Consider the following 14,637-nt stretch of genomic DNA (forward strand, 5'->3'; position numbering starts at 1 on the left):
CGGGACCGAGGGGGCCTCGACCCCACGGCGCCGAAGGCGCCGCAAAATAAACACAGCACCTTCGCAGACCGGTACGACCGAACCGACGCTTCCGGACGGTCGGCACCCACAGTCGCGGCCGCCCGGCTTCGGAGCTCCCCGTACGAGAACGGGGTCTCGAAGGCCCCCCATCCGTCCCGCCGGAGGGGGTTGAAGTTTCACCGTTCCGCGAGAACCTCACCGATGTAGCGGGCAACCGCCGCTACCGAGGCGATGGTGCCCGGGTAGTCCATCCGGGTCGGGCCCAGGACTCCCATCCCGCCGAGGACCGCGCCCGCGGCGCCGTAGCCGGTGGTGACGACGGATGTGCCGCGCATCTCCTCGACCTGGGTCTCCTCGCCGATCCGCACCGTCACCATGCCCGGCTGCTGGGCGGCGGCCAGTAGTTTCAGGACCACGACCTGCTCCTCCAGCGCCTCGAGCACGGTACGGAGGGAGCCGTGGATACCGAAGTCGCCGGCATTGCGGGTGAGGTTGGCGGTGCCGCCCAGGACCAGGCGTTCCTCGGGGTGTTCGACCAGGGTCTCGACCATCACCGTCGAAACCTTGATCAGCACATCACGAAGTTTGGGCGGCGCCTGCTCGGGCAGTTCGGCGACGGCGGCGGAGGCCGCGGCGAGACGTTTGCCGTCCATGGCCGCACCCAGCATGCCGCGCAGCGCGGCGAGATCCTCGTCGTCGACGACGGTGCCGAGTTCCACTATGCGCTGGTCGACCCGGCCGGTGTCGGTGATCACCACCAGCAGCAATCGCGCGGGATTGAGGGCCACCACTTCCAGGTGGCGCACGGTCGACGCGGACACCGTGGGGTACTGGACGACCGCGACCTGGCGGGTCAGCTGAGCGAGCAGGCGTACGCCGCGGCGCAGGACATCGTCGAGGTCGACCCCCGATTCGAGGAACTGCATGATCGCCTTGCGTTCGGCCACCGACAGCGGCTTGACCTCGGCGATCCGGTCCACGAACTGGCGGTAACCCTTGTCGGTGGGGATGCGGCCGGAACTCGTATGGGGCTGGGTGATGTAACCCTCGGCTTCCAGGACCGCCATATCGTTGCGCACCGTCGCGCTGGAAACGCCCAGATTGTGCCGTTCGACCAGGGTTTTCGAGCCGATAGGCTCCTTGGTGGAGACATAGTCGGCGACGATCGCTCGCAGGACCTCGAAGCGCCGATCCTCGGTGCTCGACATCGACCCCACCTCCTAGCTCCGCTGCGCGTCGAGGTGGTCGCCCGGCGCACCGCTACCTGTGAACCCGGCTCACATACCGCTGGGTTCGTCACCCAGTGTAATTGCGCCCGACGGATTCACCCGGTACTCGTCACCGGACGCAGTCTGCGTCGTGGCCGCTCGAACAAAATACACAGCCGACCGCCCGATCGATTGTCTGTCCGGACCGGCGCCCGTGGTCAGCCGATCAGATCCCGGACCACCCCGTCGGCCAGCAACCGCCCGCGGTCGGTGAGGATCAGCCGGTCATCCACGATCGTGACCAGCCCGTCGCCTGCGATGCGCCGGGCGGCGGCGTTTCCGTCCGCGTCGAGATCGGCCAGCGGCAGCCCGGTGCGCAGGCGCAGGGCGAGCATGACGCGCTCGAGGTACCGATCGGCGGCGGTGAGGTCTTCCCAGTCGGCGGCGGGCAGACCACCGTGGGCGACGCGGTCGGCGTAGCGGGCCGGATGCTTCACATTCCACCAGCGCACTCCGCCGAGGTGGCTGTGTGCGCCCGGTCCGGCGCCGAGCCAGTCGCCGCCGTCCCAGTAACCGAGGTTGTGCCGGCAGCGTGCGGCGCCGCCGGAAGACCAGTTCGAGACCTCATACCAGGTGAGGCCGGCGGCTTCGAGTCGCGCGTCGATCCGCTCGTAGCGGGCGGCCAGCACATCCTCGTCGGGTGCGGGCAGCTCGCCGCGGCGCACCCGGCGGGCCAGCGCGGTCCCGTCCTCGACGATGAGCGAATACGCCGATACGTGGTCGACCCCGGCATCCAGCACCGCGTCCAGGCTGGCGTCCAGGTCGGTGTCGCGTTCGCCCGGGGTGCCGTAGATGAGGTCGAGGTTCACGTGGTCGAATCCGGCCGCTCGTGCCTCCCGGGCGGCGGCGACCGCCCGGCCGGGCGTATGGGTGCGGTCGAGCACGGCCAGCACATGCGGGGCCGCCGATTGCATCCCGAGTGAGATACGGGTGAACCCGGCCGCCCGGATCTTGTCGAAGAATTCCGGCGAGGTCGATTCCGGATTCGATTCGGTGGTGACCTCGGCGTCCGGGGCGAGGTCGAATTCCGACCGGATCGCGTCGAGCACGGCCGCGAGGCCGTCGCCACCGAGGAGCGAGGGGGTGCCGCCGCCCACGAAGACCGTCGCCACCGGGGGCGTCGTGGTGGGCAGCGCGGCGAATTCCCGGGCTGCGGTCGCCAGTTCCGCGCGCAGCGCCTCCGACCAGGACTGCGTGGACGCCGAAGCGCCCAGTTCACCGGCGGTGTAAGTGTTGAAATCGCAGTATCCGCAGCGGGTCGCGCAGAACGGTACGTGCACGTAGATCCCGAAGGGGCCGCCACCGAAATCGCGCAGCACCGGAGCGGAGGCGGCGGTGTGCGATGCGGTGGTGGCGGCGGGACTCACCCCTCCAGTGTGACCGGGCGCGGATCAGTCCGCGACGATCGGGGTGTTCTGGTTCGCGGTGAGAAGCCAGCGGCCGTCTTCCTTGGTCATGACGTACATGGGTGTGCCTTCGCTGTCGAGTTCGCCCGCGGTGGTGAAGTAGCGCTGCCGCACCTTCACCGCGGCCACGTCGGGCCGCAGGAACAGGATGTGTTCGACTTCATAGGTGGCGTGGCCGTGCGCGGTCGCTCCGGGCAGGACCCGGGCGGTGAACTCGGCGACGGCCGCCCGCCCGTAGAGGCGTTTGCCGTGGCCGGTGGTCCAGATCGCGTCGTCGCGGAAGAGCCGGGTGAAGCCCTCGACGTCCTCGTCGCGCTGGGCGCGCGCCACGGCGGCGACCACGGCGTGGAGGGCGGCGATCTCGGAGTCGGTATCGGTGGGATGGTGGCCGGTATGCGCGGTGTCGATCGTCATGACCCGAAGCCTGCAACCTCGAGCGAACTCGAGGTCAACTCCGCCCGGCCCGTGGGACGCCTCCCCGGGTACCCCCACCACAGAAAATATGACGGCCGTCACAAATAGACTCGCGGAACCTGGGAATTTCCCGCTTGTTCGCGGGAAATACTGGTAGGGCCATCGGAACGCGGGCTCCGGCATGGCACAATAGGTCGCATGCGCGCATCCGGAGTACGACTCGTGGCACGTCGCCACGTCGACTTCAAGCGCGTCTGCAGCGCCTGTTGTCTGCCCGGTTCCGCCCGGTAGCTCAGCTGCGCCCTCCCCGGATTTCCGGCGATTCCCCTTCGAGGATTTCGGCCCGCTGACACCGCGGGCGCGAGCGGAGTCCCTCGCGCCTTCAGCCCGGATGTACGACCACAAGCAGGAGCCACTTCATGACGTCGAGCACCGACGCCGATCCCACCGCGAAGCCCGAGGCCCCCGCCCAGCGGCCCACGCGCGCCCGTACCGGCAAACCGGTGCGCCGCCGCGCCGAGGGCCAGTGGGCGCTCGGTTATCGCGAACCGCTCAATCCCAACGAGCAGTCCAAGAAGGACGACAACCCGCTCAATGTCCGCACCCGGATCGAGAACATCTACTCGAAGAACGGTTTCGACAGTATCGACAAGGGCGATCTGCGCGGCCGTTTCCGCTGGTGGGGTCTCTACACCCAGCGTGAGCAGGGTTATGACGGCACCTGGACCGGCGACGAGAACATCGACCTGATCGAAGCCAAGTACTTCATGATGCGGATCCGCTGCGACGGTGGCGCACTGAACGTCGCGCAGCTGCGCACCCTCGGCGGTATCTCCACCGAGTTCGCGCGCGATACCGCCGACCTCTCCGACCGTGAGAACCTCCAGTACCACTGGATCGAGATCGAGAACGTCCCGGAGATCTGGCGGCGGATCGAGAGTGTGGGCCTGCAGACCACCGAGGCCTGCGGCGACTGCCCGCGCGTGGTACTCGGCTCACCGCTGGCCGGGGAATCGCTGAACGAGGTTCTCGACACCACGCCCGCGGTCGAGGAGATCGTGCGCCGCTACATCGGCAAGAAGGAATACTCCAACCTGCCGCGCAAGTTCAAAACCGCCATCTCCGGTCAGCAGGACGTGGTGCACGAGATCAACGACGTCGCGTTCATCGGCGTCGAGCATCCCGAGCACGGTCCCGGTCTGGACCTCTGGGTCGGTGGCGGACTGTCCACCAACCCGATGCTGGCCCAGCGGGTGGGCGCCTGGGTACCGCTGGACGAGGTGCCCGAGGTCTGGGAGGCGGTCGTCTCGCTCTTCCGCGACTACGGGTATCGCCGGCTGCGCACCAAGGCACGACTGAAGTTCCTGATCAAGGACTGGGGTATCGAGAAGTTCCGTCAGGTGCTCGAGGACGAGTACCTGAAGCGCAAGCTGATCGACGGCCCGGCGCCGGAGCGGCCCAGCCGCCCCATCGACCATGTCGGCGTGCAGCGGCTGCGCAACGGACTCAACGCGGTCGGCTTCTCCCCCATCGCGGGCCGGGTCTCGGGCAGCGTCCTCACCGCGGTCGCCGAGGCGGTCGAGCGCGCCGGGTCGGACCGGATCCGGTTCACGCCGTACCAGAAGCTCATCGTGCTCGATGTGGCCGACGACAAGGTCGATCAGCTGATCGCCGAGCTGGAACCGCTGGGCTTGCAGGCGCGTCCCTCGGCCTGGCGGCGCAATCTGCTGGCCTGCAGCGGGATCGAATTCTGCAAGCTGTCCTTCGTCGAGACCCGCAAACGCTCCCAGGTGCTGGCGCCGGAGCTGGAACAGCGGCTGGCCGATATCAACGCCGAACTCGACGTCCCGATCACCATCAATATCAACGGCTGCCCGAACTCCTGCGGCCGGTCGCAGATCGCCGATATCGGTTTCAAGGGCCAGCTGGTCGACGACGGGGCCGGGAATCAGGTGGAGGGCTTCCAGGTTCATCTGGGTGGCAGCCTCGGCCTGGACAGCGCCTTCGGACGCAAACTGCGCCAGCACAAGGTGACCAGCGCCGAACTCGGTGACTACATCGAGCGCGTGGTCCGCAACTTCGTCAAGCACCGCGAAGGCGGAGAACGGTTCGCGCAGTGGGCCGTTCGCGCCGAGGAAGCCGATCTGCGATGAAACCCGCGAGCGTTGTGACGGGAGAACCCACTGTGACCACCGAGCAGAAACAGCTGCCCACCAAACTGAGCGCCGATGAACTCCGGGCGCTGGCCGAGCGCGGTGCCGCCGAACTCGGCCCGGATGCCACGGCCGACGAGCTGCTGCGCTGGACCGACGAGAACTTCGGCAGCGGCTATATCGTCGCCTCGAATATGCAGGACGGGGTGCTGGTGCAGCTGGCCGCCCAGGTCCGGCCCGGGGTGGACGTCCTGTTCCTGGACACCGGCTACCACTTCGCCGAGACCATCGGCACCCGGGACGCCGTGGAGGCGGTGTACGGGGTGAACGTGGTCAACGCCCGCCCCGAACAGACGGTCGCCGAACAGGACGCGCTGCTGGGCAAGGATCTGTTCGCCCGCGACGCCAACGAATGCTGCCGGCTGCGCAAGGTGGTGCCGCTGCGCAATTCGCTGGCGCCCTACAACGCGTGGGTCACCGGTATCCGCCGGGTGGAGGCGCCCACCCGTGCCAACGCCCCGCTCATCTCCTTCGACGAGGGCTTCGGGCTGGTGAAGATCAACCCGATCGCGCCCTGGTCCGACGAGGAGATGCAGGCCTATATCGAAAAGCATTCGATTCTCGTCAATCCCCTGGTGGAGGAGGGGTATCCGTCCATCGGCTGCGCTCCGTGCACGCGGAAGCCGGAGCCGGGTTCCGATCCGCGAAGCGGCCGCTGGGCCGGCCTCGCCAAGACTGAATGCGGGTTACACGCCTCATGACCGAAGCCATCACCACCGAACGCTCCGTCGGACTCTCGGATTTCGACACCCTGGCCGCGCTGGAATCGGAAGCCATCCATATCTTCCGCGAGGTCGCGGGCGAATTCGAACGCCCGGTGATCCTGTTCTCCGGCGGTAAGGACTCCACCGTTCTGCTGCATCTGGCGTTGAAGGCCTTCTGGCCGGCGCCGCTGCCGTTCGCGCTGCTGCACGTGGACACCGGGCACAACCTGCCCGAGGTGCTCGAGTTCCGCGACCATGTGGTCGAGAAGTACGGTCTGCGCCTGCACGTGGCGAGCGTGGAGGACTATCTCGCCGACGGCCGGCTCACCGAACGCCCCGACGGTATCCGCAACCCGTTGCAGACCGTGCCGCTGCTGGACGCCATCGCCGAAAACCGTTTCGACGCGGTCTTCGGCGGCGGTCGCCGCGACGAGGAACGATCCCGCGCCAAGGAGCGGATCTTCTCGCTGCGCAACGCGTTCGGCCAGTGGGATCCGAAACGGCAGCGACCCGAACTGTGGAACCTGTACAACGGCCGGCACGCGCCGGGCGAACACGTCCGGGTGTTCCCGCTGTCGAACTGGACCGAACTGGACATCTGGCGCTACATCGCCCGCGAGAACGTGGAACTGGCCACCATCTACTACGCGCACCAGCGGCCGGTGTACCAGCGCGACGGAATGTGGATGACCCCCGGTGTCTGGGGTGGTCCGCGCGACGGCGAGACGCTCGAGACCCGTTCGGTGCGGTACCGCACCGTCGGTGACGGTTCCACCACCGGGGCCATCCTGTCCGACGCCGCCGACAACGAGGCCATCCTGGCCGAGGTCGCCGCCTCCCGGCTGACCGAACGCGGCGCGACCCGTGGCGACGACCGGGTCTCCGAAGCCGCCATGGAAGACCGCAAACGAGAGGGTTACTTCTGATATGTCCGACCTACTGAGGCTGGCCACCGCCGGTTCTGTCGACGACGGCAAGTCCACCCTGGTCGGACGCCTGCTCTACGACACCAAATCCGTACTCGCCGACCAGATCGACGCGGTGACCCGGGCGTCGGTGGACAAGGGCCTGTCCACCCCGGACCTGTCGCTGCTGGTGGACGGTCTGCGAGCCGAACGTGAGCAGGGCATCACCATCGATGTCGCCTACCGGTACTTCGCGACCCCGCAGCGGTCGTTCGTGCTGGCCGACACCCCCGGTCATGTGCAGTACACCCGCAACACCGTGTCCGGCGCGTCGACCGCCCAGCTGGTGATCCTGCTGGTGGACGCACGCAAGGGCGTGATCGAGCAGACCCGGCGGCATGCGGCGGTCCTGGCGCTGCTGGGTGTGCCCAAGCTGGTGCTGGCGGTGAACAAGATCGACCTCATCGGCGGGGACGAGCCCAGCGAACAGGGCCGGCAGGCCGCGGCCGCCAAGGTCTTCGCGGAGATCTCCGCGGAGTTCTCCCACCTCACCCGCACCCTCGGCTGGTCGGACGAGGATGTCCTCGAGATCCCGGTGTCGGCGCTGCACGGCGACAATATCGCCGCCCGTTCCGACAAAACCCCGTACTACAGCGGCCCGTCGCTGATCGAACATCTCGAATCGGTACCGGTGGACGCGGACAACACCGGCGAACACGCGGTGGGGCTGCGCTTCCCGGTCCAGTACGTCATCCGCCCGCGCACGCCGGAATACCCGGACTACCGCGGTTACGCCGGACAGATCGCGGCGGGCTCGGTGGCCCCCGGCGACGAGGTGGTGGTGCTGCCGTCCGGTATCCGCACGACCGTCGAACGGATCGACACCCCCGACGGCGAACTGGCCGTCGCGCAGGCCGGCCGCAGTGTCACGCTGGTGCTGACCGACGAGGTCGATATCTCGCGCGGTGACACCATCGCCTCACCCGGCGACGCGCCGGAACCCGTCGACACCTTCGACGCCACCGTGTGCTGGCTCGGTGACAAACCGCTGCGCCCTGGCGCCCGGCTGCTGCTCAAGCACGGCACCCGCACCACGCAGGCGATCGTGGGCGCGCTCACCGAACGTTTCGACGAGCAGCGCCTGGCCGCCGAACCGAACCCGGAAACGCTGGCACTCAACGATATCGGCCGAATCTCGGTGCGGGTCGCGGAGGCGATCGCGGCCGACGACTACCGGACCAACCGGCACACCGGCAGTTTCCTGCTCATCGACCCGACGGGCGGGAACACGCTGGCGGCAGGCCTGGTCGGGGATGTGCTCACCGCGGTCGAGGTCGGAACCGAGGCCTGATGCCGGGCAGTCCCACGATGGTGGCGGTGGCGCACGGCAGCCGGGATCCCCGGTCGGCCGCCACCGTCGCCGCGCTCCTGGACCGGGTGCGGACCGCGCGCCCCGGGACTCCGGCCCACCTCGCCTTCCTCGACCTGAACGCGCCCTCGGTCGGGCAGGTACTCGACTCGGTCGCGGCCACCGGCGAAACCGACGCGGTGGTGGTCCCGTTACTGCTGGGCAGCGCCTTCCACGCCCGCGTGGACCTGCCCGCGCTGTTGGCCGGGGCCGCCGCCCGCAACCCGCGGTTGCGGCTCACCCAGGCCGAAGTATTCGGCGCCGACCCGAGGCTGATCGAGGTGTTGTACGAGCGGGTGCGGGCGGTGCGCGAGCGGCACGGCTGGGACGGCCCGCCCGCGCGGCTCGGTATCGCCCTGGCCGCGGTCGGCTCGTCCGCGGCGGCGGCGAACCGCCGGACCGCCCGGCTGGCCCGCCGTTTCGCGGACCGGACCGGCCATCTCACCGAAGTATGTTTCGCCACCGCGGAACCCACGCTCGGGCAGGCGGCGGCACGGCTCCGGGCCCGCGGCGCCGACCGTGTGCTCGTCGCTCCCTGGTTCCTGGCGCCCGGCCTGCTCACCGACCGGCTGCGCGACCAGGATCCGCTGCTTCCACATGCCGAGGTTCTCGGCCCGGATCCGGCGCTCGCCGAGATCGTCTGGAACCGTTACGACGCCGCACTCGCCCGCGCACTACCGCTGTCGGCCTGAGCGGAGCTCAGAACCAGCGCTCGAGTACCGCCGCGACACCGTCGGCCGCGACATCATCGGTGACCTCGTCGACCAGGCCGTGGAGTTCGACCGGCGCGTTCGCCATCGCCACCGAATGCCCTGCCCAGGCGAACATCTCGCGGTCGTTGAAACCGTCCCCGATGGCCAGGGTGGCCTCGCGCGGGATGTCGAGCAGGCGGCGCAGATGTTCCAGCGCCCACCCCTTGGAGATCCCGTGCCGGGAAATGGTGAGCCAGGGACCGAATTCGCCGTAGACCCAGCTGATCTCCGGTAATGCCAGCCCCTCCAGCAGCCGGTGCATCTCCTCCGGGGCGCCCTCGGGCCACCAGCAGTTCAGGCGCGGCGTGGGTTCGCTGCCCAGGGTGAGGTCGTCGACCACCACGTAGTCACCGCCGGCGTAGTACTCGCCGGGACTCAGTCCGGTGGCCCAGAATCCCTCGCCGACCCGTTCGGCGGTGAAGATCATGCCCGGGAACAGCCGGCGCAGCGCGGTGACCGCGGGGGCGGGGTCGAAATGGTGCACCGACACCGGGACGGCCTGCTCGATATCGATGTGGACGGCGCCGTTGGAGCAGATGGCGTGACCCTGGACGAGGCCGAGTTCGTCGAGCACCGGCCGGGTCGAGATCACCGTACGGCCGGTGCTCACCACGACGTGCGCGCCGGACGCGACCGCCCCGCGCACGGCCGCGGTCACCCGGGCGCTCACCCGGGCACCGGTTTTCAGCAGTGTCCCGTCCACATCGAGCGCGATCAGCCGCGGTGGGCCCCCGTCAATGTCCACCTCATCGATTGTGCCGTGCTTCGACGCCGGACCGCACCGAGTTTTCCGGTACGGCTCGGAGGGTGGCACGACTGTCGTCGTCACTCTCTACAACTAACGACCCCAGCGATTGACACCACCCGACCCGATCCACGGGGCCGGTTGTGTCGGATCGGGCCGCTTCAGCTGACCTTGTACGGCGACTTGGGTTTGTCGTTCTTCCAGCTGTTGTCACCGAATTCGGACGCGGCCGGTCCGTTGATCCACCCTCGCGCGGGAGGAGCCGAGCGACCCAGGAATTGGGGGCGATCGATCACGCAGCGATCGACATAATCTGAAACACGCTGTAACGCAATTGCGTCCGCCGAGCATATGGGGGTGTAACGATCAGTCCCGACATGGGACACCGATGATAGGAACACTGTGAGATCCAGAATCAACACCGTCGTCGCGGCCGTTTCCATCGCCGCGGCCGGCGTGGGCATAGCGGCCGGGACCGCGTCCGCGGCGCCGGTGCAGTTGACCCCCGCGGCACCGGTTGCTACCGACCCGGGGACCGGAGCTGCCACCGGATCTGCGGACCAGCTGGCGCAGATACTGCAGCTGCTGCAGACGGGGTCCAGCACCGACGCCGGCGGCCCCCTGTAACAGCACTACCCCCGTACGAACCTCCGCGGACGATCTCGGCGCCGGGACGCCAGCACGTCCACTTCGCGGGAGCAACGTAGGGCACCACCCAAATCTGCGCAGCCTCAGGCGACTGGTCGCCAGGCCGCTGAGCCCCGGAAAGCTTTCCCGCCTTCCGGGGTTCAGTCTTCCCCTCGGTGGTCACCTCGATCGGGCGCCACAACCTCGCCGGATGACCGCCGCGGCCGAGGAATCCGAGTTACGGGCCTGGGCCCAATCGTTTATCGAACGGCTGTCCTATCGCAGCGCCGCCTACTGCCACGACGAATAACCTGGACCGGGCGGCGGCTGACCTATCGAGGCACGCAGGCGAACTCGCCATTCCAGGAAGAACCCGGGCATCGGCGGATTACGCGCGGTCGACCGGTGCGGTATGCCCGGCCCGGCCGGCGCAGTGAGCGCAGCAGAAGACCCGATCGCCTACCTCCACCCCGTGGCCGAGGATGCGGCAACTGCCCGACGGCTTCGACTCGTCAGGCGCCTTTGGGTCGCTCCGTCGGTTTTGCATGCGGGCGAGCTCGGCCGGACGGATGTAGAGATTTTCGATCAGTGCCAGCGCGCTCTTCTTCAATGACGCGAGCCCGCTCGGGTGCATCCATGAAGTGTGACGCATTTCACGTCCATTTTGTCCGTTTACCGGTGCTCTGGGGACCGGCATGATGCCTGCGCACTATGTCGACAACCAAGGAGGACTGTGCATGGACAGCCAGCGTGATCTGGGTTCATGGCGGGAGATGGCCGAACATTGGCGAACTGTGGTCGTACTGGCCGGCGGTGTGCTCGTCGGTGCGGTGAACATCTATCTGGCGGCGAGCCTGTTGCCGACCGCGGTGGAAGAAATCGGCGGGGAGCGGTTGTATGCGTGGACCGCGACGGCTTTTCTGGTGGCCCAGGTGGTCGCGACACTGTCGGTGGCCCGGCTGCTATCGGTACGCGGTGCTATTGCCTCGTATGTGATCGGTTTCGCCGTGTTCGCGGTGGGCTCACTGCTGTGTGCGGCGAGCCCGGCAATGGTGGTGCTGCTCATAGGACGCGGAATCCAAGGCCTGGGCGCCGGATTGCTGACAGGCCTGGGGTTCGCGCTGATCCATTCCGCGCTGCCGCGACCATTGTGGGTGCTTGGAAGCGCGGTGATCTCCGCGATGTTCGGTATCGGAAACTTCGTGGGCCCGGCGCTGGGCGGGTTGTTCGCTCAGTTCGGTTCGTGGCGGGCGGCGTTCGTGGTGTTGGCTGCCGTGGCGGCGTTGATCGCGGCGCTGGTGCCCCGGGCCCTGCCGGCCGGCGAGCGTCGAGCTGCGCAACCGGTCCCGGTGGCGTCGCTGCTGTTGATGCTCCTGGCCGCTGCCGGTGTGAGTGTGGCCGGAATTCTGGACAATCCGGTTCTGATGACGGCCGCGCTCGCCGCGGTAGTCGCGACGTTCGTCGCGTTCGTTGTATCGGAGCGCCTGGCGCACCACCGGATTCTGCCGCACGCTACCTACCAGCGGCGCTCGCCGCTGCGGTGGGTCTACCTGAGCATCATGCTGCTGGCATCCGGTGTCGCGGTGGAAACGTTCCTGCCGTTGTTCGGTCAGCGGCTGGGCGGACTCGTCCCGGTCGCCGCCGGATTCCTCGGTGCCGCGCTCTCGTTCGGATGGTCGGCCAGTCAAATCCTCGTCTCCTCGGCGCGGTCACAGCAGTTGATCCGTCGTCTGCGGGTAGCCGGACCGCTGCTGATGGCCGGCGGGTTCGCGGTGCTGGGCCTGCTCCAGATCCAAGACGCGCCACTGCCGGTGGTCATCGCCTGGCTGCCGATCCTGGTCCTCGCAGGAGCAGGAATCGGTATCGCCATGCCGCACCTCTCGGTCGCCGCCATGACCAGCGTGACCGACCCCGACGAAGGACAGAAAGCAGCTGCCGCGGTCGCCATAGTGCTGACGATGTCCACAGCGCTCGGCGCCGCGATCGCCGGCCTGCTGGTCAACCTCGGCGGCGCATCGCTTCCCACCTCCGCCCGCTACCTGCTCTACGGGTTCGCCGGCATCGCTGCCATCGGAGTGCTGACCGCATCGCGCGTCAACAAGCTCACCACGGCCTCGCCCCCGGAGTCGCCAACCCCCCAACCGACCCCCGAAAACACCTACCGAGAAACAGAAAACAGCAGATGAGCCGCACATGACGTGCCGGTCCGGGCCACTCCCAGGGAGAACCGGGCCCGGACCACTCATTCATCCGCCTGACAGGGCACAGCCAACCCACTGGAAATCCGAGCACGGCACCGCACGTTCTACGGCGCGGTCAGCTATAGCAGCTTCACCAGTGTTCACAAAGCCCCCTGTCGGCGCCGCGGTCCCAACCCGGACCTCGGGGTCGGTACAGGCGATTGCCCTGATGTGTGCGCAGCAATTCCGGTTCTATGTTCTCGTGCGTGACCGCTACTTCCCTGCTGCGCCGGGTCAGCGCGCTCGTGATCGCCTTGGTGCCGGCCGGTGTACCCGCCGCCGCGTCCGCGGAGCCGGTTCGTTTCGGCCTACCCGCACCGACCGGCTCGCATCCGGTCGGTAGCGCCGATCTGCACCTGATCGACCCGAGCCGGAACGATCCGTGGGTACCCGGCCGCGTGCGGGAGTTGATGATCACCGTGCGCTATCCGGCGCGGCCGAACACCGCGCCGAAAGCGCCGTACATGGCCGCCGCGGTCGCCGCGGCCGTAGCCGCAACCGATGCCGGCAAACTCGGCGTCGAGCCGAACCTGCTCGACTACCGCTTCCCCACCCACTCCGGCCTCGGCGCGCCCGTGGCCGACGGCCGCTGGCCGGTCCTGTTGTACTCGCCAGGGGCGACCCTGTCGCGCTCACACGGCACCACGCAAATGGAACAACTGGCCGGCGACGGCTACATCGTCGTGGCGGTCGACCACACCCACGAAGCCGAAGCCGTCGAATTCCCCGGCGGCCGCGTCGCGCGCAAAGCCCTGCCGGCGCCCACCATCGAAGTCTCCAAACGCCTGATCACCACCCGCATCGCGGACACCCGGTTCGTCCTGGACCAGCTGGAACTGCTGGCGGCCGGTGCACACCGCGACGCCGACGGCCGGACCCTACCCGCCGGGCTGAACACAGCTCTCGATCTCTTCAGGGTCGGCATGTTCGGTCACTCCGGTGGCGGATTCACCACCGCTGAGACCATGCTCGTCGAGCACCGCATCAGCGCGGGCGCCGATCTCGACGGCAGTATGGCCTACTCCCAATCCGCCCGCGACTTCGGCCGGGCCGCCGGCGAAGGCCTGGACCGGCCGTTCCTGCTGATGGGCGCCGGCGACCACAGTCTCGACACCGACGCCTCCTGGCAACAGTTCCTCGGCCATCACCGCGGCCCGCTCTGCCAAGTCCACCTGGCCGACGGCGAACACTTCAGCTACACCGACTACCAAATCCTGCTCCCCCAACTGGGACACACCGCAGCAGCCTTCGTCGGCGCAGTAGATCCCACCCACAGCCTCGCCGTCCAACACCACACACTCAGCACCTTCTTCGGCACCTACCTGCCCCACTCCCGCGGCGAAAACCAAACAGCGGCACCAGGCTGCCCATGAACCCGCAGCCGGGCCGCGTCACCGCGCCGAGTCCCCCGCCACCTCCCGCGCGAGAGCACGTACCAGCAGATCACCCGCACCGCGGATCTCGGTCTCAGCAGACCCGAGAAAGAAGCTCGCTGCCACCGCCCGGATCGAGCATTTGCTCACCGACGCCCCCGAGATCGTCGGGCCGTGACCCGGCGCCTCAGCGGTGCGATCCGCCCCGGGAGGACCCGCCGCGCGAGTTTCCGCCGCGCGAGGACCCCCCGTCGCCACCGGAATTCGAGCCCTTGGACTCGGACCCGCTGCTGTGCGAACCGCCGGAGGATTCCGACCCACCGGCGGAGGTGCCGGAATCCGAACCCCCGCCGAATCCGTGCGTGCCGCCGAACCCGCCGAATCCGCCGGAGTCACCGGATCCGCCCGAGGCGGAGGAATCGGACCCTCCCGAGTGGCCGGAGGAGGTTCCGCCGTGGTCGGCCCCGGACCCGGAGCCCTCACTGTCCGAATCGCCGGATCCGCCCGGAGCCCCTGCCCCGTATCCACTTCCACTGTTGTCACCTGATCCGGCTGCACCGG

The 14,637-nt window shown here is 68.4% G+C and carries 13 protein-coding genes; 9 read left to right on the plus strand and 4 right to left on the minus strand.

Annotation, left to right across the window (positions count from 1 at the left end; all coding sequences use genetic code 11):
* Nucleotides 1-197: 197 nt before the first annotated feature.
* The 3 genes from hrcA to NF4_RS22665 all read right to left on the minus strand — a co-directional run bounded on the left by hrcA (nt 198) and on the right by NF4_RS22665 (nt 3,109).
* A complete protein-coding gene (gene hrcA, locus NF4_RS22655; RefSeq protein ID WP_030523162.1) occupies nt 198-1,229 on the minus strand; it encodes a heat-inducible transcriptional repressor HrcA in 1,032 nt (343 codons plus the stop codon).
* A gap of 218 nt (nt 1,230-1,447) precedes the next feature.
* Nucleotides 1,448-2,608 (minus strand): radical SAM family heme chaperone HemW, encoded by a 1,161-nt coding sequence (hemW, locus tag NF4_RS22660; RefSeq protein ID WP_063129406.1) that lies wholly within the window; start codon nt 2,606-2,608, stop codon nt 1,448-1,450.
* Between the two features lie 72 nt (nt 2,609-2,680).
* A complete protein-coding gene (locus NF4_RS22665; RefSeq protein ID WP_063129397.1) occupies nt 2,681-3,109 on the minus strand; it encodes an SgcJ/EcaC family oxidoreductase in 429 nt (142 codons plus the stop codon).
* Between the two features lie 198 nt (nt 3,110-3,307).
* On the opposite strand from NF4_RS22665, the gene NF4_RS40125 reads away from it, so the two are divergent.
* The 6 genes from NF4_RS40125 to NF4_RS22690 all read left to right on the plus strand — a co-directional run bounded on the left by NF4_RS40125 (nt 3,308) and on the right by NF4_RS22690 (nt 9,031).
* Nucleotides 3,308-3,400: an Ms4527A family Cys-rich leader peptide gene (locus tag NF4_RS40125; protein ID WP_357977950.1), complete on the plus strand. Its 93-nt coding sequence runs from the start codon at nt 3,308-3,310 to the stop codon at nt 3,398-3,400.
* Nucleotides 3,401-3,528: 128 nt separating this feature from the next.
* Complete coding sequence (locus NF4_RS22670) at nt 3,529-5,262, plus strand: nitrite/sulfite reductase (RefSeq protein ID WP_063129398.1); 1,734 nt, start codon at nt 3,529-3,531, stop codon at nt 5,260-5,262.
* On the plus strand, nt 5,259-6,023 hold the full coding sequence (locus tag NF4_RS22675; protein ID WP_198165426.1) for a phosphoadenylyl-sulfate reductase: 765 nt from the start codon (nt 5,259-5,261) through the stop codon (nt 6,021-6,023). Before NF4_RS22670 ends, NF4_RS22675 begins: the two co-directional genes overlap by 4 nt.
* Nucleotides 6,020-6,952, plus strand: a complete 933-nt coding sequence (cysD, locus tag NF4_RS22680) for a sulfate adenylyltransferase subunit CysD (protein WP_063129399.1) — start codon at nt 6,020-6,022, stop codon at nt 6,950-6,952. Before NF4_RS22675 ends, cysD begins: the two co-directional genes overlap by 4 nt.
* Before the next feature lies 1 nt (nt 6,953).
* A complete protein-coding gene (locus tag NF4_RS22685) occupies nt 6,954-8,282 on the plus strand; it encodes a sulfate adenylyltransferase subunit 1 (RefSeq protein WP_063129400.1) in 1,329 nt (442 codons plus the stop codon).
* Entirely contained in the window at nt 8,282-9,031 is a 750-nt protein-coding gene (locus NF4_RS22690) for a sirohydrochlorin chelatase (protein WP_063129401.1), read from the plus strand. The genes NF4_RS22685 and NF4_RS22690 overlap by 1 nt, the downstream gene beginning before the upstream one ends.
* 7 nt (nt 9,032-9,038) lie before the next feature.
* On the opposite strand, the gene NF4_RS22695 is transcribed toward NF4_RS22690, so the two are convergent.
* Complete coding sequence (locus tag NF4_RS22695; RefSeq protein WP_063129402.1) at nt 9,039-9,836, minus strand: HAD family hydrolase; 798 nt, start codon at nt 9,834-9,836, stop codon at nt 9,039-9,041.
* A 402-nt stretch (nt 9,837-10,238) separates the two neighbouring features.
* Here NF4_RS22695 and NF4_RS22700 point away from each other — a divergent pair, with 402 nt between their 5' ends.
* From NF4_RS22700 to NF4_RS22715, 3 genes are all read left to right on the plus strand, one after another.
* Nucleotides 10,239-10,463, plus strand: a complete 225-nt coding sequence (locus NF4_RS22700; protein ID WP_063129403.1) for a hypothetical protein — start codon at nt 10,239-10,241, stop codon at nt 10,461-10,463.
* A gap of 737 nt (nt 10,464-11,200) precedes the next feature.
* Nucleotides 11,201-12,649: an MFS transporter gene (locus NF4_RS22710; RefSeq protein WP_063814672.1), complete on the plus strand. Its 1,449-nt coding sequence runs from the start codon at nt 11,201-11,203 to the stop codon at nt 12,647-12,649.
* Nucleotides 12,650-12,909: 260 nt separating this feature from the next.
* Nucleotides 12,910-14,076 (plus strand): alpha/beta hydrolase, encoded by a 1,167-nt coding sequence (locus tag NF4_RS22715; RefSeq protein ID WP_198165427.1) that lies wholly within the window; start codon nt 12,910-12,912, stop codon nt 14,074-14,076.
* Nucleotides 14,077-14,637: the final 561 nt, after the last annotated feature.

This window comes from Nocardia fusca NBRC 14340, from assembly GCF_001618425.1.
GTDB classification, from domain to species: domain Bacteria; phylum Actinomycetota; class Actinomycetes; order Mycobacteriales; family Mycobacteriaceae; genus Nocardia; species Nocardia fusca.

Coding starts and splice junctions, on each gene's coding strand:
- hrcA (WP_030523162.1), bottom strand. CDS start 1,229: ATGTCGAGCACCGAGGATCGGCGCTTCGAGGTCCTGCGAGCGATCGTC.
- NF4_RS22665 (WP_063129397.1), bottom strand. CDS start 3,109: ATGACGATCGACACCGCGCATACCGGCCACCATCCCACCGATACCGAC.
- NF4_RS40125 (WP_357977950.1), top strand. CDS start 3,308: ATGCGCGCATCCGGAGTACGACTCGTGGCACGTCGCCACGTCGACTTC.
- NF4_RS22670 (WP_063129398.1), top strand. CDS start 3,529: ATGACGTCGAGCACCGACGCCGATCCCACCGCGAAGCCCGAGGCCCCC.
- NF4_RS22675 (WP_198165426.1), top strand. CDS start 5,259: ATGAAACCCGCGAGCGTTGTGACGGGAGAACCCACTGTGACCACCGAG.
- cysD (WP_063129399.1), top strand. CDS start 6,020: ATGACCGAAGCCATCACCACCGAACGCTCCGTCGGACTCTCGGATTTC.
- NF4_RS22685 (WP_063129400.1), top strand. CDS start 6,954: ATGTCCGACCTACTGAGGCTGGCCACCGCCGGTTCTGTCGACGACGGC.
- NF4_RS22690 (WP_063129401.1), top strand. CDS start 8,282: ATGCCGGGCAGTCCCACGATGGTGGCGGTGGCGCACGGCAGCCGGGAT.
- NF4_RS22710 (WP_063814672.1), top strand. CDS start 11,201: ATGGACAGCCAGCGTGATCTGGGTTCATGGCGGGAGATGGCCGAACAT.